This window comes from Spirillospora sp. NPDC029432 (assembly GCF_040703975.1).
Taxonomy (GTDB): domain Bacteria; phylum Actinomycetota; class Actinomycetes; order Streptosporangiales; family Streptosporangiaceae; genus Spirillospora.
Window position 1 is genome coordinate 43,293 of sequence record NZ_JBEZWH010000014.1, and the last position, 23,882, is coordinate 67,174.

At 70.0% G+C, this 23,882-nt stretch carries 15 protein-coding genes, 1 tRNA gene and 1 pseudogene; 12 read left to right on the plus strand and 5 right to left on the minus strand.

Annotated elements, in window-relative coordinates:
* Nucleotides 1–24: 24 nt before the first annotated feature.
* Nucleotides 25–1,185, minus strand: coding sequence for a pyridoxal phosphate-dependent aminotransferase (locus AB0881_RS13980; protein ID WP_366617049.1), 1,161 nt, complete (start codon nucleotides 1,183–1,185; stop codon nucleotides 25–27).
* Between the two features lie 57 nt (nucleotides 1,186–1,242).
* On the opposite strand from AB0881_RS13980, the gene AB0881_RS13985 reads away from it, so the two are divergent.
* Together AB0881_RS13985 and AB0881_RS13990 are read left to right on the plus strand one after the other, a co-directional pair.
* Entirely contained in the window at nucleotides 1,243–1,788 is a 546-nt protein-coding gene (locus AB0881_RS13985) for an XRE family transcriptional regulator (protein WP_366617051.1), read from the plus strand.
* A gap of 2,393 nt (nucleotides 1,789–4,181) precedes the next feature.
* A tRNA-Lys gene (locus AB0881_RS13990) sits at nucleotides 4,182–4,257 on the plus strand.
* Nucleotides 4,258–5,325: 1,068 nt separating this feature from the next.
* Here the strand turns inward: AB0881_RS13990 and AB0881_RS13995 are convergent.
* Entirely contained in the window at nucleotides 5,326–5,826 is a 501-nt protein-coding gene (locus tag AB0881_RS13995; RefSeq protein WP_366617053.1) for a hypothetical protein, read from the minus strand.
* Between the two features lie 190 nt (nucleotides 5,827–6,016).
* On the opposite strand from AB0881_RS13995, the gene AB0881_RS14000 reads away from it, so the two are divergent.
* Together AB0881_RS14000 and AB0881_RS14005 are read left to right on the plus strand one after the other, a co-directional pair.
* On the plus strand, nucleotides 6,017–7,615 hold the full coding sequence (locus AB0881_RS14000) for a restriction endonuclease (protein WP_366617054.1): 1,599 nt from the start codon (nucleotides 6,017–6,019) through the stop codon (nucleotides 7,613–7,615).
* A 202-nt stretch (nucleotides 7,616–7,817) separates the two neighbouring features.
* A complete protein-coding gene (locus AB0881_RS14005) occupies nucleotides 7,818–8,129 on the plus strand; it encodes a hypothetical protein (RefSeq protein WP_366617056.1) in 312 nt (103 codons plus the stop codon).
* Nucleotides 8,130–8,354: 225 nt separating this feature from the next.
* On the opposite strand, the gene AB0881_RS14010 is transcribed toward AB0881_RS14005, so the two are convergent.
* Nucleotides 8,355–10,586: a helicase-associated domain-containing protein gene (locus AB0881_RS14010; RefSeq protein WP_366617058.1), complete on the minus strand. Its 2,232-nt coding sequence runs from the start codon at nucleotides 10,584–10,586 to the stop codon at nucleotides 8,355–8,357.
* Between the two features lie 551 nt (nucleotides 10,587–11,137).
* Here AB0881_RS14010 and AB0881_RS14015 point away from each other — a divergent pair.
* Nucleotides 11,138–11,464, plus strand: coding sequence for a hypothetical protein (locus tag AB0881_RS14015; protein WP_366617059.1), 327 nt, complete (start codon nucleotides 11,138–11,140; stop codon nucleotides 11,462–11,464).
* A 30-nt stretch (nucleotides 11,465–11,494) separates the two neighbouring features.
* Nucleotides 11,495–12,598, plus strand: a complete 1,104-nt coding sequence (locus AB0881_RS14020) for a HigA family addiction module antitoxin (RefSeq protein WP_366617061.1) — start codon at nucleotides 11,495–11,497, stop codon at nucleotides 12,596–12,598.
* A gap of 121 nt (nucleotides 12,599–12,719) precedes the next feature.
* Here the strand turns inward: AB0881_RS14020 and AB0881_RS14025 are convergent.
* Nucleotides 12,720–13,569: pseudogene (locus AB0881_RS14025) on the minus strand (IS5 family transposase); the annotation flags it as partial.
* 599 nt (nucleotides 13,570–14,168) lie between these two features.
* On the opposite strand from AB0881_RS14025, the gene AB0881_RS14030 reads away from it, so the two are divergent.
* On the plus strand, nucleotides 14,169–14,537 hold the full coding sequence (locus tag AB0881_RS14030) for a metalloregulator ArsR/SmtB family transcription factor (protein ID WP_366617062.1): 369 nt from the start codon (nucleotides 14,169–14,171) through the stop codon (nucleotides 14,535–14,537).
* Between the two features lie 25 nt (nucleotides 14,538–14,562).
* A complete protein-coding gene (locus AB0881_RS14035; RefSeq protein ID WP_366617063.1) occupies nucleotides 14,563–15,039 on the plus strand; it encodes an SRPBCC domain-containing protein in 477 nt (158 codons plus the stop codon).
* 473 nt (nucleotides 15,040–15,512) lie between these two features.
* Here the strand turns inward: AB0881_RS14035 and AB0881_RS14040 are convergent, their stop codons facing one another.
* The gene (locus AB0881_RS14040) at nucleotides 15,513–16,256 is read right to left on the minus strand and encodes a helix-turn-helix domain-containing protein (protein ID WP_366617064.1); all 744 of its coding nucleotides are present in this window, start codon (nucleotides 16,254–16,256) and stop codon (nucleotides 15,513–15,515) included.
* Nucleotides 16,257–16,320: 64 nt separating this feature from the next.
* Here AB0881_RS14040 and AB0881_RS14045 point away from each other — a divergent pair, with 64 nt between their 5' ends.
* From AB0881_RS14045 to AB0881_RS14060, 4 genes are all read left to right on the plus strand, one after another.
* Complete coding sequence (locus tag AB0881_RS14045) at nucleotides 16,321–16,890, plus strand: TIGR03086 family metal-binding protein (RefSeq protein ID WP_366617065.1); 570 nt, start codon at nucleotides 16,321–16,323, stop codon at nucleotides 16,888–16,890.
* Between the two features lie 33 nt (nucleotides 16,891–16,923).
* A complete protein-coding gene (locus AB0881_RS14050; RefSeq protein WP_366617199.1) occupies nucleotides 16,924–17,433 on the plus strand; it encodes a tyrosine-type recombinase/integrase in 510 nt (169 codons plus the stop codon).
* Nucleotides 17,434–18,084: 651 nt separating this feature from the next.
* Complete coding sequence (locus tag AB0881_RS14055; RefSeq protein WP_366617066.1) at nucleotides 18,085–21,465, plus strand: DUF6603 domain-containing protein; 3,381 nt, start codon at nucleotides 18,085–18,087, stop codon at nucleotides 21,463–21,465.
* Nucleotides 21,462–23,861 carry a hypothetical protein gene (locus tag AB0881_RS14060; RefSeq protein WP_366617068.1) on the plus strand — a complete coding sequence of 800 codons (2,400 nt, stop codon included), beginning with the start codon at nucleotides 21,462–21,464 and terminating at the stop codon, nucleotides 23,859–23,861. The genes AB0881_RS14055 and AB0881_RS14060 overlap by 4 nt, the downstream gene beginning before the upstream one ends.
* The last annotated feature ends 21 nt before the right edge of the window (nucleotides 23,862–23,882 follow it).

A 23,882-nucleotide genomic window follows, 5' to 3' on the forward strand; every position in this document is an offset into this window, starting at 1 on the left:
CGCTCGCGCCGGCCTCGCTCCAGGTCATCGAAGGGCCAGGCGGAAACGTTCGCCGAGGCCGGTGAGGCGTTCGACGGGCTCGTTGGCGAACACGATCCGCAGGTAGTGCTCACCGCTGGGGCCCCAGCCGTCCATGGGCGTGGCGGCGACCTTCGCCCGGTCGAACAGGCGCCGGGACAGCTCGGCGGCCGGCAGCTCCAGCGGCCTGGCGTCGACGAGGAGCGACCACCCGCCGTGCGGCCGGACGACCGGGTAGCCGGCGAGTTCCCCGATGACCGTCTCGCAGCGCCGCCGCCATTCGGCCGTTGCTGCGGCGACATCGGCGTCGGCGCCGGGGGCGTCCAGGGCGGCGGCGACGGCGTTCTGGGCCAGGCCGGTCTGGCAGACGACATTGGTCAGGCCGACGAGGCGGATGTCGGCGACGATGCCGGCGGGGCCGGCGACCCAGCCGACGCGCCAGCCGATGAGCCGCAGCTCCTTGGAGGCCGACCCCACGGTGATGGTGCGCCGGGCCAGGCCGTCATGGGCCGCCGGATGGCTGGGAGGACGGCCGTCGAAGCGGATGCGCTCCATCGCGGCGTCATAGATCACCCACGCGTCGTGGCGTTCGCAGGCCTCGGCGAGGGCGGACCAGTGGCGGTCGTCCAGGACCAGACCGGTCGGCATGGCCGGCCCCATCATCAGGACCGCCGCCGTGCCGGGTCCGACGGCGCCGGCGAGCCGTTCGGGGTCGACGGTCCAGCCGTCCGCGGCGGGCCGTGCGGGAACGAAACGGGGGACACCGCCCGCCAGCCGGACCCGGTTGACCAGGCCGGCATAGATGGGGTCGCACAGTACGACCTCCTGGCCGGGTTCCACGGTCGCCAGCAGCGTGTTGAGGATGCCGTTGAGCCCGCCTGCCACGCCGACGCATTCGGTGTCGGCGTCGTAGGACCGTCCGCTGACGCGCCCGACGTGCGCCGCGGCGGCCGCGCGAAGAGAGCGGTGCCCGTGGAAGGGGAGGTAGCTGTTGGCCGCGTCGTCGTCGATCGCGGCGCGCGTGGCGGCGAGGGCCACGGCGGGCGGCCGCAGGTCGGTGTCGAGGTTCTCCAGGCGCAGGAACTCCGGGTCTCCCGCGGCGTCGGCCGCGTCGCCGACGGTGTCCACGCCGATGCCCGGGATGTCGCGCAACCGCGTCACCGTCATGTCGCCCTCCAAGCGTGGACACTTTACCGGTACGTACATATCACTATGCTGATACGCATGGACCTCACGCAAGTGGTCGGGCAGAACGTGCACCGACTGCGAACCGCGGCCGGAACGTCCCTGGCGGACCTGGCGTCCGCCAGCGGCATCAGCAAGACCACGTTGCACGGCATAGAGCAGGGCCAGGGCAACCCGACCCTGAGCACCCTGTGGGCCCTGGCCACGGCACTGAAGGCGTCCCTCGGCGAACTGCTGGAAACGCCCGCCTCCACTGTCGAGGTGGTACGCCTCGACGACACGCGGCCGCAGGTCGAGGGCGACGCGGTCAGTGCACGCCTGCTGCACCGCATCAGCCTGCGCGGCACCGTGGAGGTCTACGACATCGCCATCGCCCAGAACACGCAGCACTCCGAAGCCCACCTGCCCGGCGTCGAGGAATGCCTCGTAGTCACCCGCGGAAGCGTCACCGCCGGACCGGCCGCTTCCCCCGCCGACCTGGCCGAACGCGACTCCATCCGGTTCGACGCCGCCCGCCCGCACCTCTACCAGGGACACGCCGAGCACAACCGCGCCGTCCTCCTCATGGTCCACCCGGAGACCTGACCAGAGGACTGCGGGCAGCTGCGTGCGGTGACGCGGTCGTTAACGGCGCTCGAACACTTCCGATGGCAATTCTCATATAGACACTGCTGTCTTACTGTGGGCGCCATGATCAGACTCGCCCGAGTGGGGCTCACCTCCGTGGGGGGCCTCTCCCTCGCCGTATTCGGCGGATTGGTCTACGACACGCTCACCGCCGGGGAAGCGCACGCGGCACCGAAGCCCGGCTGCCAGCGACAACCCTGGTTTCCCGCGGAGTACTGCGACCCGCATCACTGGATTCCGAAGAACCCGAAGCCGCCGCCCCGGCCGCGGGCCGAGCAGCCGGCCACGCAGCGCAAGCAGTCAACGGAGCCCCGCTCGTCCCCGCCCAAGTCCCGTTCGACGCCGAAGAGCCGTCCGGCGCCGCGATCCCAGGAACGAACGCGACCCCGGCGGCCCGCCCCCGAACGGCCCGCGCCGGAACCCGCCCAGCCCAAGCGGCCAGGGAGTGACGACAGGCCGGACGGTCCCGTGCCTCTGGTGCCTCCCGTGCGCCGTCCCCTGGCTCCGAGCACCCCGACGCCCCCGGTCCTCCCCCCGATCACCGGCGTGCCCGTCGTCGTCCCCGGGCCGGGGCGGACGAACGCGTCCAGCCCCGGCAGCGGCGACGACCGGCCGTCCGGGGCGCCGCGGACCCCCGGTCCCCTCGCCCGCCCCGCACCGGGGACCGAGCCGGGCGGCCGAGAGCCGGCGCCGCGCCGGTCCCCGCCGATCGGGCGCGGGCCCGCCCTGCCCCCGCCCCCGCCGCTGAGCCGCGAGCCGAGAACGATCGGCCCGCTGAAGCAGCAGTGGTACCTGCTCCAGCACCGGGCGGCGTCGCTTCCGGTCTTCGTGGCCGGTGACAAGGCCGCCACCCTGGAATCGGCGCTGCGCGCCTTCATGCTCAACCGCAACGTCGGGAACGCGGCGAGGGCCCTCGTGGCGTCCGGGGAGCTCTACAAGGCCATGAAGGAAACGGGCTGGAAGACCGACCTGGCGCGCGCCGAGCAGCGTGTCCTCAGCGCCCGGCGGCAGGTGATCCAAGCGCAGGACAAGAGTCCCTGGGCCAGGCAGATGGCGCAGGGGGAGCTCGTCGCGGCCAACCGTGCCCTGGACCGGGCGCGCCGAGCGCACATCGCCCGGATCAGGACGGCACTGCCCAGGGCCTGGGCACGCCTGGACGCCGCGCGGGCGGCGGCGGACCGCGCCGGCACCCCCGCCGCGCGCAGGGCGGCGAACGCCCGCCTGACCCGGGCCAATCTGAACGTCCTCAAGACCGTCGACAAGGCGGAGAAGCTCGACAGATCTTCGTGGTCGCGAGGCTACGGGTGGCGGGCCGGCGAGGGGCGCCGGGGCGGGCTCGGCTTCGTCCGGGGCGGGCCGGTCCCCGGCGGTGGCCGCGGCGCGTGGCCCCGGCTTGGAACCCCTGCCACCGCGAACCCGTATCGTCCCGGCCCGGCGGTTCCGCGAGCCGGTAACGTCCGGCAGCCCTTCGCCGACGACGGATGGCGCGGCGCCGCCCGCGGCACCGCCCCCGCAACCGGACGAAACGCCACCTCTCCGACCGACCGGACCAGGTACGGCTGGCGCGGCGACGCGCGTTCCGCTCCCGGCCGTACCGGCGCCCGACCGAGCGGCTCGGCGGCCGATCTCGCTCAATCGCCAACTGCGCGAGAACCGCACACTCACCCCGCGAGCGTCCCCGGCCCCCAACCCCCGCACCTTGCCAAGGTTCGACCCCAACCGTCCCGCAGAATTCCCCAGTACAAGCGCCCGCCCCGCCCCAACCTCAGCAAGCTCGAGAGTGCGCCCCTCCGACCGCGGCCCTCCCCCGTCCGCTTCTGGCCACTCCAGCCCCCAGCCGTCCGATGGCGATTCACTGATCAGCTCGCACGGTCCCCGCCCGCACTCACCAGATCACAACCTCAACCCAGGAACCCGCTACGGCGACGACACGACGCCAAGCCCCGTTCGCAAGGAGCTTTCTCCACCCCAGGCAAGCCCGGCTGACTGCGCTGTTCCGAACGTCGCTGACCTACCTGCCACCGTCGTCGAACAGCCCGTAGGTCGTCGACCTACAACCGCTCCACCTCCTCAGCGACCACGACGATCACGTCAAAGACTCACCCCCCGCTACCCCATCCCGCCGCCCGCACCTTCCTCCACAACCCACAAGGCGAGATCGTCGGGCCTGCCGCCCTCGACATCTGGACCCGCCACCGCCCAGCTCCGACTGGTCCATCCACCCCATCAAGGCCACGGCGTACCGCTCACCGTGGACGATCCCTCCACCGAGCGCTGTCTCCAAGCCCCGCCCCTGGCCCGCGAAGAACCCCGATGCGAACCACTGGACGATCTCGATACCCTTACCGTGCGGGTCGCTAGCTCAATTGGCAGAGCTCCGGACTTTTAATCCGTAGGTTGTGGGTTCGAGTCCCACGCGACCCACCACGCTTGACCTGCGCAAACGCGAGTTTGCCCGGGTAGGTCTCCCGCCGGTTTCGTCCCGCTTCGTTCCCGTGTTGGCTCGATGTTGGCTCGCGGGGCCAAACCGGGGACGATCATGCCCCCACCGGCACCAGCACGCCGCTACGCAGGCCACCACCGCCCGCCCGGATCGACGCAGCGGACACTGCGCCGGGGGGCGCCCTGTACAACGCCGTCGCCCAGCAAGCCAGGCAAGGCCACCGGAATCCTCACCCCGAGCAAAACGGTGCGGCGAAGCCGCAGGTCTACCTGACGCCTCCCCGAGATGGTCGGCATCAGCGGTTCCGAGGGCACGGCCAGCAGCCGAACGGCAGCGACGCCGGACCGGCAGATCGACGCACAGCGCCCTCACGGCCAGAGCAAGGTTTCCCGCGGCCATCAGACCAAAGAACCGTGCTGGCCCTTGCGACCAGGACAAGCCGTACAGGAGGCCCATCTGGGTCTGCGCCGGCCAAGGCGGCAACAGCCGATCCTCCACCGCATCAGCAGACGTCGGCACGCGCAAGCGACCTCGTCGCGGCCTTCAGGAAGGAACCGTCGTCAACGTCCTACCCGCGGGATTCCCTGGCTGCGCCCCACCGGCGACATCGACCTCACCACCCGCGACATGGGAGCATTCCGGCGTATGAGCGGACAGAGGACCGGCCCAGTACCGGCCAGTCCTGCGCGGACCTTGGACGCCGCACAAGTCCAGGAGACGCAGCCGCCACACAAACCCGATGCCCGAAATGTCCAACTCTCCCAAAGCGCTCCAAAATCGTGTTACTCGCCGGTAGAACACCAGGTCAGGCAGCCTGCTCCCCGCGCACGCGGGGATGGTCCCCCGATGGAGGCGCGCGCCGCCGCCTACGGCGACTGCTCCCCGCGCACGCGGGGATGGTCCCCCACATGAAGCGGATCGAACGCGAGATGAGTGCTGCTCCCCGCGCGCGGGGATGGTCCCCAGTTCTGCGGCTCGCCGATCCACCTGCCGAGGCGGTTCACCGCCTCGCTGCTCCCCGCGGACGTGCCATGAGTTCCTGGCACTCGTTATCAGCCTTGCGCGCGGCTCAGGTGCGCGTGAAGTTCCCGGTCGGGGCTGACGTGCCTGCGGTTGAGGGGGCTGCACGGGGTGGCCGCCAGGCGCAGCGCCATCTCAAGCAGGTCCGGTGCTTCGGTACGGCCGCGGTAGGCCTCGGCCAGGTGGCTGAACTCGTTCATGATGCCCACGACGCTGCGGTTGGCGGTCTTGCCCACACGATTGCCGCGCTTCATTCGCCGCGCCTCCTCGTTGATGAACGTCTCTTGCACTCCATGCGCGGCCAGCACAGTGGCGAGGTGATCGGGGAACCGGATCAGCAGCGTCGCAGCGGGAGCCAGCGGCATGAGCACCGGCAGCAGCGTCGGCTCGTTGACCAACAGCGCCACCTGGGGTTGCCAGAACAGCGCCGTCGCGTACCACTGGCCCAGCACGGTCGTGGGCTCGTCGCCCTCTTTCAGGCTCTGCCCGCCGACACGGTCACGCAGCTTCTTGGTCGCACGCACGATCAGCATCTGTCCAGTCTGACCTCGGCGGCTGGCCGCTGCGCCACCGTGGCCGGGGGGGGAGCGCTGTGCGCCGAGCCCGGTCGCTGCTTTCTGAAGAGCCGCCGCGGGGTGGTGTGCTACTCACCTCTTCCTCTGCGGGAGACATCAACTTACAGTGGTCAGGGGCTTTGGTCAGGGACTGACTGGGGGTCGTGGCGTGGCGCAGCGTGGGGGCGGTCGCTCGGAGTGGGAACGGCGGCAGGCGGCGATGCGGCGCGAGGCCGAGCGGGCAGAGCGCGAGCGAGTACGGCAGGAGAAGGAAGCCGAGAAGCGCCGCAAGGAGCAGCACATCACGGCCCAGCAGGAACTGGCCGAACACAAGACGACGGAAATCGATCAACGCGTCGGGCAACTCGGGTCGATCCTCGCTGACGCCCTCTCGAAGAAGCCGCTGCGCGTTGACGACCTGCTCGTCACGCCGCGTCTCCCGTCCTTCAGCCCGGGCCGTCTCGCGCTGGCGGAGCCCGCTCCCGAATGGGACGACTATTCGCCTGCACCGCCGGGGCGGGTGGGACGGCTTCTCGGCGGCGCCAACCGCTACGAGCAGGCCCGCGCGGATGCGCAACGAAGGTACGAGCAAGATCTCGCCGCCCACGGGCAACGCGAGTCGCAGCGGCTCGGTGCGCTGGATCGGGCACGAGCCGAGCACACCGGCCGTGTGCAGGCGTTGAAGGCACGGGCAGAGGCCGCGAACGCCGAACTGGGCCGGCGTCGAGCCGGTCTGGACGCCGGGGAGGTCGAGGCGGTCGAGTGGTTCGTCGATCAGGTGCTGCAGGCCTCCCGGTACCCGGACGACTTCCCTCGCCGCGTCCAGATCGCCTACCGGCCGGAGAATCGCGATGTCGTGGTGGACTTCGAGTTCCCGCCCAATACCACGGTCCCAAGTGTCCGGGGCTACAAGTACGTCAAGACACGTGACGCCATCGATCCCCTTCCCCGTCCGGTCGCTGAGACCAAGAAGTGGTACGCGCAGCTCATCGCCCAGATCACGCTTCGTAGTCTGCACGAGATCTTCGGCGCGACGCCGCCTGCGGTGGTGGAGGCGGTGGTCTTCAACGGACGACTCACCACGGTCGACCGCGCCACCGGCAAGACGGTACGGCTCCATCTTCTCAGCGTGGAGGCCGAACGCGGCGTCTTCGAGGACCTCGTACTGGCCAAGGTCGACCCGGCGGCATGCTTGAAGCGGCTCAACGCGCTGGTGTCGCCCAATCCCTTCGATCTGGAGGCCATCGAGCCGTTCATCACCTTCGACCTCAAGCGCTTCCGGTTCAGCGAGGACATGGACGTGGTCTCGAACCTGGATTCCCGGCGCAACCTCGTCAAGCTGTCACCGACGGAGTTCGAGCACCTCGTCCGCCAGCTGTTCATCGCGATGGGCGCCGAGGCTTGGACCACCATCCCGTCCAAGGACGGCGGCGTCGACGCGGTCGCCACCAGCAGGAACATGTTCTTCGGCGGCGTATGCCTGATCCAGGCCAAACGGTGGTCCAATGTGGTGGGTTTGGAAGCCGTACATGCTCTCACCGGCGTCATGGCCGATCACAACGCCACCACCGGTGTCCTGGTGACGACATCGTGGTTCGGGCGCGCCAGCGAACAGTTCGCGCAGCGCAACCGCATCAAGCTCATCAACGGCGCTGAGCTCAAGCATCTGATCAAAGAGCATCTGGACCTCGATGTCGTTCCGGGGGTCACTCCACCCCGCCGGGCCCGCGCCTCCGACAACACTCAGACCGGTAGGCCCGGCCCGTGACCGGCGTGGATCGCTTCCGCCCACACCACCGGGCCGTGAGCGATCAATGGACCGGTCTTCACCCGGCATGGCCGGGGCTGCCTGATCGGGATCTCGTCGCGTCACGCCGCGGACGGCTTGGTGTCCAGCGATATCGCGCGTCCACACGACCAGATGCCGCCACGGCTTCCAGGACGGTCGCCGCTTCACCGGGCGCCGGGCCATGGCGCGTTTGAGCAGGGCCGAGCTGGACGCCTTTGTTGATGAGGCGATCGTGGACGCCTACGACGAGTACGAGCAGCTCGCGGCCTTCCACGTCGTGATCGGGGACAACCTCGGAGTGCCCTTCCGTACCACCGTCCTGGGCGTCGAGGTGACCGCCGTGGGGATCGATCTGCTGCCCGGCAGCGGCATCGTCGCGATCTGCGCCCGAGGACGGCATCGCCAGGCGATCGGCATCCTGGACCTCCCGCTGCCCACGCCGCCGCCGGAGGGCGCCGAATGGATCGAGGCGTACCGGCGCTGGGGTGCCTGACCACGAGACACGATGACCGGCCCTGGACGGTCGGGACGAACCGGATGTTCGGCGGATGCGGGCCCGCACCGCAGAGTCCCCTATGACACTGAGCCGACGGCTTGTTTCAGGATGTGAGGAAGGCCGGGGCCACGGCCTGGATCCGACCGGCATGGAACACCCTGTCATCGTCGCGGAGCCGGCACCAGGCGGTGAGGAAGGGGGCGTCGAGCCGGGCCCTCTCGATCACGCGGGTGGACGGGTTGCCTCGCCGTTGACGTAGTCGATGCAGATGGCGGTGCCCGTCTCCACCGCATGTGCCAGGATGCGCCGTTCGGAGGCCGATAGGTGCGGGGCGAGCTCCGCCAAGCCCGCCGCGACGTCGTCCGTCCCGGCCGGCACCCCCAAGGAGGTTCCGTGTAGCCGGGCGGCCAGGTCGATCGGGGTGCTCGGCCGAGAGCGTCCGGCCGAAGGGGCCGGACGCTTCCTGCGGCGCGACGGGCGGGGCGCCGCACGTTCGATCACGGGTGGGCCGCCGCCGGTCCCGACCGGTAGGTATCCGGCCTCCCGGAGGGCGTCCAGAGTCTCGTCCACCGGCTCGGCGCTGGCCAGCACCGTGGGCGCCAGCTCGCGGAGTCCGAGCCTGCGCAGTCCGCGGTGCGCCAGGATCTCGACGAGCAGGGCGGGACGGGAGCAGCAGACCGCGCAGGCGAGTGCGGTGACGGTGACCTCGCCGTGTCTGCGGGCGACATCGTCGATCAGATACGCCAAAGGCTGCGGCAGGTCGGTGCCCGCCGCCAGCAGATCGGCGCGGAGCCCTCCTGCGGAACGGCCCGCGTCCAGGGCACGGCGCACGCTCGCCGGGCTGAATCTCCAGACCGAGGCGGTGCCCCGGGACTCCCGATCGGCGGCCGAGTCAAGGAGGGCGGCCAGCCGCGGCGAGGGCGGGCCGGGGACCACGGCGGTGAGGTCTGCCTGCAGGAGCACCTCGTCGCATGCCGCTTGTAGTGCGTCCGCAGCGGCTGCATCCAGCGATGTCGGGCTGTTGACGTCGGCCAGTGCGAGGCCGGTCGGGGTGAGCGCGCCGCGAGCAAGGACGCCGAGCAGCTCGGCCTCCTGCCAGACGGCCTTGAGGTAAGGCGGTGCCAGCTCGGCATCCTCGAAGAGAAGCGGGCGCCGCCACGTCACCGCCGCGACCAGTTGCCCGGGTCCGTCGGCGCCGTGTCCGGGAGGAAGGTCCGCGAGGCTCTGCAGTACGGCGGCGCGAAGGCGCGGAGCCGCCGGATCGTGCCCCCGAGGATGCAGCGGCGCTCCACGGCCCTGCTCAGGATCCTCCAGGAGCGGCAGGCGCGGCATCCGCACCCAGGTACGCAGCATCGACGCCAGGCGCTCGGCCGCCGGCGGTTCGTCGCCTTCGGCGGCCGGAACGAGCGCACCGTCCCGCCAGTCCAGCAGGCCCTCGGCCACGGCCAGCTCAAACCAGAGCCGGGCCGCGTCCTCCGATCCCCCTGTCCGCTTCGCCATCCGCCGCAGCTCCCGGACGCCGACGCCACCGGTCTTGAGACGGGCCGGCGGTTGCGAGGCGCAGGACCGGAGGACCACGCTCATCTCCTCCACAGCGCATGCCGACATCGCGGCGAACTCCGCCGCCACCACGCTCTCGGGCACCTTGTCCGTACCGACCGACGGCGCGGACGGCATGAAAGGCGCCCGGTAGGACGGGCCGCGCAGCGCCATCGCCACCTCCGCCGGCATGACCGGCCCCAGCCAGTCAGGCTGGACGAGAAGCCCCCTCTCCAGCGCCCAGGTGTACGGTCCCTCACGACCGAAGAGATAGATGCCCTCGTGGCCGTCTATGTGGCCATCGCGCGCGACCTTCTCTAGCTGACGCCTCTCCCGCTGCGGTGCTGCGGCGACGACTCGCCGCACCCGGTCCGCGTCTCCCAGGCCCGCCAGCGCCGCGTCCAGCAGCTCGGCCTTGCGCTTTCCGAGCGCCTCGACGCCCAGTCCGCGGACGATCCGGCGCAGGTCATCGGCTCTCAGAAGCGGCAGCACAACGGCGGACGGCGGCCCCAGACCGAGCGGTCCGTTCCCGAGCGGCCACTGCCTCAGCGCCTCCGCGAGATGCAGCAGATCGCCCTCCGGCCACACGAGGCCGCGGCGGGACAGACCGTTCCGCACGTTCTCGAAGTCGCCCCGCTCGGCATCCAGCAATTCCTCGACATCGGCCGTCGCCGCAGTACCGCCGAGAGCCGCGAGAGCCTCCGCGAGCTGCAACGACGGCAGATCGCACGTGGCCAGTGCCACCAGGACCCCGTGAGCACCGGACAGCCGCTCCGCCAGTTCGCCCAGCGTCAACGGCTCCGGGGCGGCCATCGTTTCCGGACGCTCGGCCAGCAGCCCGGCCAGCTCCTTCTGGCTCAGCCCGGCCAACCACAGACCGAACGAACCCGCCGCCTCTTTCTCCGCCTGCGCCACACGTCCACGATGCCACGGGTACGGTCGCTGACGAGTTGAACCACCAGGTTGGCACAGGAACGACCGGCGTCGGCGCCACGGACGTAGCAGTAGATCATCGTCCTGACCCGGCGATGATCTGGAGCCTCAGGAATAGCACCAGCCGGATGCCGGCAGCAACAGGGCGCACCTGCTGGTCGATGCCCGCCGGTTGGGCACTTTAGGAGGGCAAGCAGCGCGTCCTCTCCCCGGGACGAGATCGACGCCCTGGTCGAGTGCGGCCACCGGTGGCCGGGGACAGAGCTTACTCCGGGCACGGTGGGCGGTCGCGGCACGACTGCCGCAAGCGAGCCCGTCACCTGAAGTGTCGGTCCCGTACCAGCTAGCTAGCACTTGGTGGCCGACCCTGGACAGCGAACTGGTACTTTGCCACGTTTCGAGCACATCACCCCAGTACAAAGCCCCCATCTCGCTCAGCGAGCAAGCGATCTTGATCGGGCTGTGGCAGAGTTTTCCCGGTATGGGGGGACAGCGTTTACCTGATTGGTTAATACTCAGAGGGGGGAACGCGATTGGAGGTGCGGTATGCCGACCCAGCCCTACGCGACCTCTGCGCATCCGACCGGGAGCTCCGCAGGAGGTTCGGCGCCGATTGCGCCAAGAAGATCGGGGTGCGGCTCAGGGCTTTCGACGCGGCGGAGAGCCTCGACGATCTCATGCGCGCACCAGGCCGGTGCCACCCGCTCGATCACGAGTACAAGGGGTGTTACGCCTTCTGCCTCCACGGGGGTATGCGCCTGGTGTTCCGATTGTTGACGGCCGAGGAGAGAGAGGAGCAGGACATCCCGGATGACTCGGCCGCGCTGGTCATTGAGATCATCGATTACCACCGTGGCTGACCGAACCGGACTGGGGAAGGAGTGAGAACGATGGCGACGTCCCAGGAGATGCACCCGGCCACCGAGCCGGACTATGCCGTGCCGCCAGGTGAGACCGTCCGCGAGTTCCTGGACGATCTGGGCATGACGCAGCGGCAGTTGGCCGCTCGGCTCGGCCTCACTCCCAAGCACGTCAACCAGCTCATCCAGGGGCTGGTGCCACTGTCCCCCGACGTCGCCGCCCGGCTGGAACTGGTAACCGGGATGTCGGCACGGATGTGGAACCGCCTGGAGGCCGACTACCAGACCACCCTCACCCGCCTGCGGCAGCGACAGGACTTCGCCGAACTCGCGGCGTGGGTCCAGAACGAGATCCCGGTGAAGGAACTCGTCAAGCGGGGCGCACTGCCGAGCACCCCCAAGGACCCGACCAGCCGCGTCCAACAGGTACTGGCGTTCTTCGGCGTGGCGCACCTGGAGACCTACCGGGAGCTGTACGAGTCACCAGCCGCGGATTTCCGACAGAGCAAGGCGTTCAAGGCCGAGCCCGGCGCGGTCGCCGCATGGCTACGCCTGGGCGAACTGGCGGCTCAGGACGTCCGCTGCGAGCCGTACAGCAAGGCCGGCATCGAAGCCGCTCTCCCTCAGCTCAGGCAGTTGACCGTGCAGCCCTCGGAGATTTTCTTCAGACTCACCCGGGACATCTGCGCGGCCAACGGCATCGCGGTCGTGGTGATCCCGGAGATCACAGGAGCCCGCGCGTGCGGGGCGACCAAATGGCTGTCGCCGGACAAGGCCATGGTCATGCTCAGCGGCCGCTACAAGAAGAACGACCAGCTGTGGTTCACCTTCTTCCACGAGCTCGGCCACGTCATCAAGCACAGCAAGAAGGACGTCTGGATCGAGAACAGCCAGAACCGAGAAGACCCCTCCGAACAGGAGGCCGACAGTTTCGCGCGGGACCTCCTGATCCCGCCCACGAAGGCATCGCGACTGTCGTCACTGGCGTCGCTCGACGAGGTGCGGCGCTTCGCGATGGAGATCGGCATAGCTCCAGGTATCGTCGTCGGCCGTATGCAGCGCGACGGACACCTCGGCTACAGCGTGGGCAACAGGCTCAAGGAGGACATCGATCTAGGGAAGGCCGCCACGTGATCCCTCGGCATACCTACCGGTAGCGACCACCTGCTGTGCCCCGTAGGCGCCACGGCGCGCGGACGGTACCCCCGCTCTCGCAGCCTGCCTTATTCACCAGCGCTTGAACGAAGGCTTCTCATACGTACCTGGTGGCCACGGCCCGGTGGCGCTTGAGACGGTTGATGCCGCACTCGACGGCGTGGCGGCCGCGGTAGTCGATCGGGTCGAAAGCCGGTGGACGGCCGCCACAGTTGCCTCGCCGGTGCCGGTGGCCGGCCTGGTCGTCTGGCACCGGGATCGTGGCCGCGATCCCGCGTCTGCGCAGGTGAGCACGGATCGCCCGGGAGGAGTAGGCCTTGTCGCCCCGGACCCGATCGGGCCGTGTCCGGGGACGGCCCCGTGCGGGCCGGGCGATGCGGATGCCGGCCATCACCGCCTCGAACTGCGGAGCGTCCCCGCGCTGCCCGGCCGTCACCACCGGCGACAACGGCTTCTGGCCTTGTTCACACGCCAGATGCACCTTGGTCGACACCCCCGCCGCGAGAGCGGCCATCGCGTGATCGTCGGGCTCGGTGGCCACCCCGCCGGGTGGCTCCCACTGCAGATCCCCCGCCGCCTGGCACCGGCGGCGTGCTGGTGGGCGCGCACGATGGCGGAATCGATGTCACCTCCCAGCCGATCAGCCCGGCCGCGTCCGCCCGGGTCTGCAAGGCGGCCAGGATGCATGCCCGGCAGCCGTTGCGCTGCCAGCGGCGGAACAATCCGTAGACCGCCTGCCAGGAGCCGTAGCAGGCGGGCACGTCCCGCCACGGCGCCCCGGTGCGCACCCGCCACCGGATCCCGTCGATCAACTGCCGTTTCGTCCACTTCGACGACCGACCCGGCCCCTTGGGCAGCGGCAGCAGCGGCGCCAGGACCGCCCACTGCCCATCAGTCAGGTCGAACCGCCTCGTCACCACTACGCTGGCCACGAGGTCTCCGAAAAACATGGTCTTCTTGGTCGATGACCCCTGTACCGGAGACCTCACTGCTTTTGACGTCAGACACGCTGCTCATCCCACTCTGAAACACGACCTAACCGTTGAGATCGTCCGCCCTCGCCGAGAACTCCCGGCGCCCTCGCCACGCCCGCAGCCGGCACCGCGAAGAGCAGTAGACCGCGCCCGCCATCCGGCCGGGCTCCGCAACCACGCCGCCGCTTCCTACGAGATCAGCGCGGCCATCAGCTTCTCCCGCTCGGCCGCTCGCTTGCGCGCCCGATACGCCCGCACGCCGCACGCCGCTGAACCGTACTTCCGGCGCGATGACGACGCTGCCGGCAACCGCGTCCTGCACACCACGCACTTCCGGGCCTGGCCCACACCAGGAAGTCTCCCCAGAAAGGGTAAGCAACAGTCGCTGGGTTCCTGACTTCCCCGTGGTTGGTGGGCCGCTGACGACGAGCTCGTGCCAGGAATTAGGCCCGGACCTCCTATAGCTACGGCGTGCCGCCCACCCTCGGGGTCGAGGTTTGCCGATCAGAGCTCGCCCGGGCCGACACTTAAGCGATGGCTTGACCATATCCCCCGCGCTGGCAATACTTGAGTCTGTGGTTAAGCGTTCTGGCGTCGACGTCATCCTGCGGGGGCTGGCCGAGCCGACCCGCCGAGCGATCGTCGAACGACTCGGCCGCGGACCCGCCACTGTCAGCGCGGTGGCCGAGCCGTTCGACATGACCCTGGCGGCGGTGGTGCAGCACCTGCAGGTCCTAGAGGAGTGCGGCCTGATCCACACCGAGAAGGTAGGACGTGTGCGGACCTGCCGCCTCCAGCCCGGCGGCCTGGACGTACTTGCCGACTGGATCGCCGCGCGCCGAACACCGGCCGAACGCCGGCTCGACCGCCTTGGCGAGGCCCTCGCCGGTGACGACAGTCCAGAAGGCACCCCACAGCCCCAGCAGACCGATGAACAGCCCTGACCAACCAACAGAAAGGTGGAGCACGATGAACGAGAACAGCGTCGCAACCCCACCCGTTGCGCACAGCACCGTCAGCCTGGAGCGGACCTACCCCGTGGCACCCGCCCGCGTGTTCGCCGCATTCGCGGACGAGGAGGTCAAACGCCGCTGGTCGCTGGAGCTTGAGGGCATGCACGTCACCGAATACACGATGGACTTCCGCGTCGGCGGGATAGAGACCACACGGTTCCAAGTCGGCAACGGCCCGCAAGTGCACACCGAAACCGTCTTTCAGGACATCGTCCCTGACACGCGCATCGTGTTCGCCTACCGGATGTCCATGGACGGCACACCGACCTCGGCAGCCCTAACAACCGTCCAAATCGCAGCGGCCAGGGACGGTGCAGTTCTCACCTACACCGAGCAGAGCGCCTACTTCCACCAAGGCCACTCCGCCGAGCTCGCCGAAGAGGGATGCGCGGTCATGCTGGCGAGCCTGGGCGAGGTACTCGCGACGACCTGACGCCCCCCCCGGAGCACAGCCGGCCTCCACCACCGCCCGGGCTTTAATACAGGCACTGAGACTGCTCCCCGCGCACGCGGGGATGGTTTCCCGTTCGGGTAGTGCGTCCCGCTGGTAAAGGTCTGCTCCCCCGCGCAGGGCCGCTGACGAAACTCTTTGATCAGCGGCGACGTGAAGCCCCCGGACCGCCGGATTCCACGCCAGCGAGATCATCTTCCGCTCTCCGCCGGGCAGCGGAGAGGGGCCGACAAAGGTCCCGACCTGCACGGTAGGCGATCGCCTCTACGACGGCGAAGACGACCACCCCGACGTTGCCGAAGGCAAGCAACTGGGCCGTCAGTCCCTGGCGCGGTGACCTGCGCGAGACCCCTCGGGCCGATCTGAGCGCAGTCGCCGACCCGGCGCCCTTGGAGACTGCAGCTCCTGCTCCCCCCCGCCGGGACGCGACCCGCCCTCGGATCCGAAGAGGCGGGCTAGTACCGCTGTGCGTACCAGGTCGGTCGCTCGCCGAACATGGCCTTGAAGTCGCGGATGAAGTGGCCCTGATCGGCGTAGCCGAGGTCGGCCGCCAGCGCGGCCCAGTCGATCGCCCCGCCGGCGGCCATGCGCGCGGTCACCTCGTGCAGGCGGTAGCGGCGGATCACCCACTTGGGCCCGATGCCGACGTACTCCGCGAACAGCCGTTGCAGCCCCCGCATGCTCAGCCCGAGCTCGCCGGCGAGGTGCTCGACCCTGGTCACGGCCTTGTCCTTGGCGATCAGCTCGACCGCGGCCACCACCTGGCGTACCCGGGGGTCGTCGTCTGGCAGGTGCTCCAGCAGGAACGCGTCCACGGTCGGCACGTCGAGCGTCGTGGGCAGGTCCGGGCCGAACACCTCGGCCGCCGGGACGACGCGGTCGGTGATCGTCGAAACGGAGGCACCGAGGAACGGGCGGAAGCAGCCCGGCCGGAACGCGACACCGAAGACGTGGTCGCGGCCCTGGAGGATCTTGATCCGGTAGCCGCTGCACACGCCGTTGACGTCCGCACGGCCGCCGCCCAATGACAGATGCACATTCGGGTACGGCACGATCTTCTGCCGGTAGGGCTCGGCGTAGTCCCAGCGAGCCTCCCAGTACCGCTCCACCCAGGGCGCGAGCGCCGGCGACGGGTCGTGGAACGTGTGGCGCTGATACCTGGTCCACGCACCGCGCAGCTCACGAACGTCCCGCCCCACACGGCAAAGTGTATGTCGCCTTTGTCCAATACCCCTCCGGCACGCGCCACCTAGCCTCCTCGCCATGTCGCATCTGTCCAATGCTGCCGAAGCCATGGCGGCAGTCGCCCGCCCCATCAACGACGACCAGCTCTCCAACAAGACTCCGTGCACGGAGTACGACGTGCGGGCACTGGTCAACCACCTCCTGTTCTGGGGGCCGTCGCTCGCCGGCGGCGGCCGCAAGGAGTCCGTTCCGCAGCCGGCGGCCGCCGAGTCCGGTGTCGACCTGGCGGCCGGCGACTGGCGCGGCCGCCTGCTCGCGCTGCTGGACGACATCACCTCGTCGTGGGCGCCGCCGAGCGCCTGGGAGGGCGAGACGAGCATGGGCACACCGCACACGCTGCCCGCGCGCGTCCTGGGCGACATGATCACCGGCGAGCTGGCCATGCACGCCTGGGACCTGGCAGTCGCCACCGGGCAGCGCCTGCAACTGCCCGCCGACCTGCTGGCACATCTGCACGACACGGTGTTCGCCAACGTGGAGCAGGGGCGGGAGATGGGCATGTACGGACCGCAGGTCGCGGTGCCGGCCGACGCACCCGCCTTGGACCGCATCCTCGGCCTGACCGGCCGTGATCCCGCCTGGGCGTGATCACCGACCGGTCATGCCGGATCGACCGGGCACATCACCCCACCCGCAGGGAAGCGCTACCGCGACAGCAGCTACGTCTTTACCTGCCTCAACGGTGACCCGATGGTTCCCGACCGGCTGGCCCGCACCTTCAAGAAGCTGTTCGCCGAGCACGGGCTGCCGCCGATCCGGCTGCACGACCTCCGGCGCGGAGCCGCCACCCTCGCCCTGGCTGCGGGTGTGGAGTTGAAGGTGGTGCAGGAGATGCTCGGCCATTCCAGCATTGTGCCGACCGCCGACACCTGCACCTCCGTCCTTCCCGAGGTCGCCCACAAAGCGGCCGAGAAGACCGCCAGCCACGTCCTGAAGCCGGCCGCCTCGTCCCAGGAACCAAAGCACGCGCCGCCGTGCATCAACCCCAAGAAGCGACGTGGACGCAAGAGCCGCACGGACCGGCGGATCCAGACTGGCCGGTCGAGCGCTCATCCGAACCGCCAGATCGGGCGCACTTGTCGAGATCCGTACGGGCCTCGGGTGCGATGGCGCCCGCGACGCCCATGTTGAGGACGTCCACCATGGATTGCCAGATGCCATCGAGGTCACCGCTGGCCGCATGCCGACCGATCATGATCGGCAACCCTGGCGAGGCCGGTCCGCGCCCGCCCATTGACCTCGGTCGGGGCTCGGTTGGACTGCGCGACCACAGGCAGCCGAGTCGGCCGAGTTGCAGTTACACACCGTAATCGCCGGTCGGCCTCGGGGCGCGCCCTCAACACCCCTCAACGCCCCCGCTCAGAAGGCCGGACGCGCATTCGGCTCGGATCCGCCAGGGCAGGTGACCGGTCCATGCTCCACCATCTTTGTAACTACTTAGCGTTATCAATCGCATGCATAGTGTGGCGATCGGGCATGGCGAGCGCTGACTGAGACGTGACAAACCCGGAAGGTTGCGGGGAGATGCCGGCAGCGAAGCAGCGCGGGGAGTCCACGGATGCCGTGGGCCTGTACGGCGGACGGCGCGAGGAACGGTGCCGGCAGCGGGACTTCCTGCAGCAGGGGCGGTACGTCCATCAGGTCCCCCAAGTGGCTGCACGCTCGCGCCGAACGAGTTCGACACCGAATGAGGCGGGGCACCCGGCCCCGTCCGAACCATCCAGGTGAGCGACCGAAGGATCCTCCGTGACACAGACATTGACCCAGTCATCGGCAATGACCATGGGGGGTCTACAGACCTGGCTGAAGCGGCTCAGCGCGCTGGACGAGCTGGAGATTCCCGAGGGGCTGTCCACCGAGCTGGGAGACCTCCGGGCGGCCATCGATCTGAGCGTCCTCAAGGAGTGGTTCGCCGAGCTCCCCAGGACGCCAAGGCTCGTCAAGATATCGACGAACGCCACGAAACTGGCAGAGCTGTCGCTGAGCGGCACGGTCACCGGCACGAAACTGAAGTCGACCGTCAAGTTCGTCGCCGCGAGCGACAAACCCAAGGCCGCCGACCCGGTCGCCGGTGTCGTGGTGAGTCTGTCGCTGGCCGGGACGGAGAAGTTCGCGTTCCTGGCGGACGTCCTGGAGACGGTGACCCTCGATCTCGAGACACGGCTGGTGGACGGCGCGACGAAGCGCCGCCTGTCTGTTTCCGCGAAGTTCCCGGTCTCCAAGGACAGGACGCTGACGGCCACCGCCGAGCTGGACTCCAAGGTCACCAAGAAGGAGAACTCCAAGGCCACCGCCAAGGGGGAACCCAAGGCCGCCGCCAAGGTGGATTCGAAGGCCACCGCGAAGGTGGGGTCCAAGGCCGGCGGCAAGCTGGACTCCAAGGCCGGCGCCAAGAGCTTCACGTTCTCCGTGGAGTCGTCCGTGCCGCTCTCGGTGGCGGAGGCGCTGTACGGGCTCGGGTTCACGGAGGCGCAGTCGCTGATGTTCCTTCCGTCCTTCACCGGCATCGCACTGCGTTACGACGTCCTGGAGGCGGGCAAGCACCGCGTCGTCGTCCATTCGCCCGGGAAGAAGGACGGGACGGTTGCGTGGGCCGCCGCAGTGCTGCCCAAGGAGGGCGAGGAGAAGAGCCGGCCCGTCGTGGCCTCGGCGATGGTGCCGTTCGGCAAGAAGACGAAACTGTCTGATCTGGATCTGCTGCGCGGGCAGATCCCCGCCGACTGCGATCTCCAGGTCGGCCTCCAGGCCGTCTACGCCTCCCAGGACCTGAAGGTGGACCGGATCAAGGCGCTCAACGGCGCCTTGGGCGAATCGGCGGCGCCGCTGCCGGAGGACGAGGCCCTGGAGGCCGGAGCCACGCTGGCCGCATGGGTGACGATCAGCAAGAAGACCCACAAGATGCTGGTGCGCAAGCCCTCCTCCAAGCAGGAGGGCAAGGCCGGGGACGACAAGAAGGAAACCGGCGAGAAGAAGACCGACGACGGCAAGAAGGCCGGGGCCGGCGGTGACACGCAGGCGGTGCAGAAGGTCGAGCGGACGCTCGGGTCGCTGCATCTGCGGCAGGTCAAGGTCCGGCTGGTGTCCGAGGGTAAGGAGCGTACGGAGAAGCTCGTCGTGGACCTGGACGCGGCGTTCGTCGCGGCCGGCTTCGAGCTGGAGGCGACCGGCCTCGGTCTGGAGATCGAGCTGACCGAGGATCCCACCGTCCGGGTGGTGCTCCGCGGCCTCGGCGTGGCGTACGCGCGGGATCCGTTGCACGTGCTGGGCACGCTCGTGCGCCGTCCCCCCGAAGGCGAGTACGAGTTCGCCTACGAGGGGCTGGTCATGGTCAAGGCCGCCAAGTGGGGGCTCATGGCCGTGGGGTCCTACGCCCGCGTCAAGGAGACGAAGGATCACCCCTCCTACGCGTCGCTGTTCGTCTTCGGCGCGCTGGAGGGCAAGCTCGGCGGGCCGCCACCGGTGGTGGTCACCGGGCTGGCCCTGGGCTTCGGCTACAACAGCCGGCTCGCCCTTCCCGAGGCCGACAAGGTGGCCCGGTTCCCGTTCGTGCGGGCCCTGGGCAACATGACCGAGCTGACCGGGGCCGAGCCCGACCAGCCGATCAGTCCCTCCAAGGTGCTGGAGAAGGTCACCGGTGGTACCGACCCGGTGGTGTCCCCGGCCGACGGTGTGCTGTGGCTGGCGGCGGGGATGAGCGTCTCGGTCGCCGAGACGGTGAACCTGGCGGGACTGCTGATCGTCCAGGTCAGCGACCGGGACTTCCTGGTGGGGGTGCTCGGGACGATGTCGGCGGACTTCCCTGCGCGTGCGGCCGATGCGGCCGATAACCAGGACGTGCCCAGCATCGCCCATGTCGAGCTGGGATTCCGAGCGCTGTACGAGCACGCCGAGCGGCGGTTCGCGCTGACGGCGGCGCTCGGCGACGGCTCCTGGGTCTTCAACAAGGACTGCAAGCTGACCGGCGGCGCCGCCCTGTGCGTGTGGTTCCCCGGCAGCGTCCACGAGGGCGACTTCGTGGCCACGGTCGGCGGCTACCATCCCGCCTTCACCAAACCGGGCCACTATCCGGCGGTGCCGCGGCTGGGGCTGAGCTGGTCGGTGAGTTCCGCGGTCGCCGTCAAGGGCGAGCTGTACGTCGCCGTCACTCCCGAGGCAGGCATGGTCGGCGGGCGGCTGGAGATCAATTACGACGCCGGCGGGCTGCGCGCCTGGCTGGTGGCCTACTTCAACGTCATCGTGTGGTGGGCGCCCCTGTACTTCCACGCCGACATCGGCATCACCATCGGCGCGTCCTACACCCAGCACTTCTGGTTGTTCAGCGTGACGATCAAGGTGGAGGTCCGGGCCAGGCTGCAGGTGTGGGGACCGCCCGTCGGCGGGCGCGCCCAACTGGATGTGGGCCCGTTCTCGGTGACCATCGGCTTCGGCGCGGAGGAGGACCCGCGCTCGCGGCAGCTGACGTGGGAGGAGTTCCGGAGCAGGCAGCTGCCCGAGGCGCCGGTCACCCTGTCGGTGCTCGACGGCCTGCTGACCGATCCGGCGATGCTCACGAGGGCGGCGCCGGGGAACTGGATCGTCTCCACCGACGGGTTCGCGTTCGCGACCCGCACCGCGATCCCCGCCACGGACGTCCGCTACAACTCCGCGCGGCAGGCGCTGGAGGACGAGCCGGAGGTCGGCGGCCGCAAGCGCCGCCGCAAGAAGCAGCTCGACGTGCGGCCCATGGGCCACTCGGGGAGTTCCTCGAAGGGCTCTTCCCACACCGTGTCGGTCGCGAAGGACACGGGCGGCCGGTACCAGGACGCCGACCGGTACCCCGCCGACGACTGGACCGTCGTCCCCCAGTACTCGGCCGTCCCCAAGGCACTGTGGGGCGCGGTGTCGGACGCGCCGCCGCGCCCCGAGAAATTCGCGGAGCACCCCACCGAGGTGTACGCGACCGGCCTCGAAGTGCGGATGCCGGCCCCGCGGCTGGACGGCCGCAAGGTCGACACGTCCGTCGAGGCGATCCGGGATCGGCCGTGGACGGGACGGGTCAACCCGCTCCGGCACGCCGCGTCCCGGTGCGCCGCCCCGAGCGGCCCGGGCGTTGCCCGCGAGACCGCGTCGAAGGAGATGAGTGAAGTGCTCACCGGACTAGGACTGCTGGAGCTCCTGCCATGACCGCGCGCCCTCTGACGTTCGCCGACAACCAGACGCCGTCCGTCGGGCGGGGCACCTACACCGTCACCGTCGAGCAGACGGTGCCGGACGACCTGCCGCTCGGCGGCGGGGCGCCGCCGGCCGCGGTCACCCAGCGGATCGAGGTGACGGGCCTGCGCCTGCACATCGGAGATCACGAGGTCCACGGCGCCTACCCGCCCGCAGGCTCCGTCGGTCCGCTGCACAGCGTGCTGCCGCACGTCGCCTTCGAACGGCGCGTACTGCCCTGGGAGAACCGGCTGGACTGGCAGGCCGGCGAGGAGGAGAACCGGACGCGCCCCTGGCTGGCGCTCCTGCTGTTCACCCGCGGCGAGATCGTCGACGACCCGGAGGCGGCCGGCCTGACCACCGCGGGCACGGCGGGAGAGCTGCTGGTCGACGCCGCGGACGTGGCGGTGCCGGTGTTCTCCCCGGCACTGACCGACGACGAGCGTGCCCTGCCGGTCCGCACCATCCGCGTCACCAAGGAGACCTTCGGCCAGATCGCTCCGCGCGCGACCGAGGTCGCGCACCTGGCGCACGTCCGGAGCGCCCTGCCGGGCGAGACGGGGGACGACGAGGCCAGGCGGGCGGCCGAGTACTCGTTCGTCACGGCCAACCGCGTCCCGTCCAGGACGGGCGGCCCGTACGTGGCGCACCTGGTCTCGCTCGAAGGGCACACCGGACGGTTCGCCGACCCGGGCACGCTCACCGGTGACATCCGGCTCCTGTCCCTGTACTCGTGGACCTTCACCTCCGGGCCGGGCGGGCAGGCGAGCTTCTCGGGACTGCGCGAGCACCTGCTCCGGTCGGCGATGCCGAACGGGGCCGCGGACAATTCGCGGCGCCTGCTGCTGCGCCTGCCGCCACCGGAGACCACCGACACCGGCGTTTACACCGAGTACACCCGCTACAGGCTGGACAACGGCTTCGTCCCGGTCGCCCACGACAGCGGGAAGCCGAAGGACTTCGCCTGGTATCGGGGGCCGCTGGTGCCCTACAAGGTGACCGACCCGTCCCCGGTCGACGCCGAGTACGGCATCGAAGACCTCAGTTACGAGGCCGCGCGTGCCCTGGGCCGCGGACTCGTCCTGGCCGATCAGGACGTCGCCGCCGCGCTGGCCGCCTACCTGGACCGTGCGCACGGCCGCCTCTCGGACGCCGTCCGCATGATCGCGCCCCAGCTCCCCGCCGCGACGTTCGCGGAGGCGGCCGGCGGGGACGGCGAGGACCTGCGGGAGGCGGTCTCCACGCTGCTCGAAGAGGCGGATGACACCTGGCTCGCGGCGTTCCGGAGCGTGGTCGTGGACGGTGAGCCCGCCCACGACCACGCCGCCGTCCTGACCGCGGGCGCCTGGACCGGTGACGGCCCGGCCGGCGCCGGCGCGCCCCGCGACGGATCCGGTCCCGGGGCCGGCACCGAAGCCGACCTGGTCGCGACGCTCCGCGAGGGCGACCTCGGCTCGGCCGCACCGGACATGACCGAGCTGATGAGCGCCTTCCTGGCCGCCGACGACTCGGTCCTGGGCGACCTCGCCGCGCAGGCCACGGCCGTGGTCTCCGGGCCCGCGGCCGGGGCGGCCGAGAGCGAACCGGACGAACCGGTGATCGTCGAGTGGCTGGACCAGCTGCGCCGCCTGGAACAGGTGCCGTTCGACCATCTCGTTCCGCACGCGGGGATGCTGCCGGAAGAGAGCCTTCGCGTCTTCCGGATCGACGCCGCGTGGGTGGACCACCTGCTGGACGGCGCCTTCGCCGCGGCCGAGCGTTCGAGCACCGACCGTAAGGCTCTGAAGAAGCTGCGCGCCAGCTACCTGGAGAGGAGCAGCACCCGGCGCCGGCCCGGGTCCGGGATCCTGATCCGCTCGCAGCTGGTGTCGGCGTACCCGGAGATGCGGGTGAGCGTCTCCGGCGAGCAGGCCGACGGCTCCGCCGCGGCGGCCGGGGAGGTGCTGCGGTGCGACCGGGTCGCACCCGACGTCCTGCTGTGCCTGTTCGACGGCCTGCCCGGCAGGATCGTCCTGCACGAGCCGATGCAGGGCCTGCACATCGGCGTCCAGACGTCCGAGGACCGAGACGGCGAGGACGGCCGGAAGCACTGGGTCGGCCTGCGCACCCTGATGGCCACCGGCGGGCTCCAGCCGGGCCAGGCGGTGTCGCCCTCGAAACCGGTCGAGATCCCCTACCGCTCGGCCAAGGGCGCGGGCGCCACGGTCCTCAACATCAACGACGGCGCCGCGGGCCTGGCGACGGTCGTCGCCAAGGCGCTCGACGCCGAGCACAAGCCGGAGGGCATCACGAGGCTCAGCCCGGCCCACCTCGCCCTGCAGATGGTCCAGTCACCGGAAACGGCGACCCTGACCGCCTTCCCCAGTTGATCAACGTTTTCGCATCCGAAG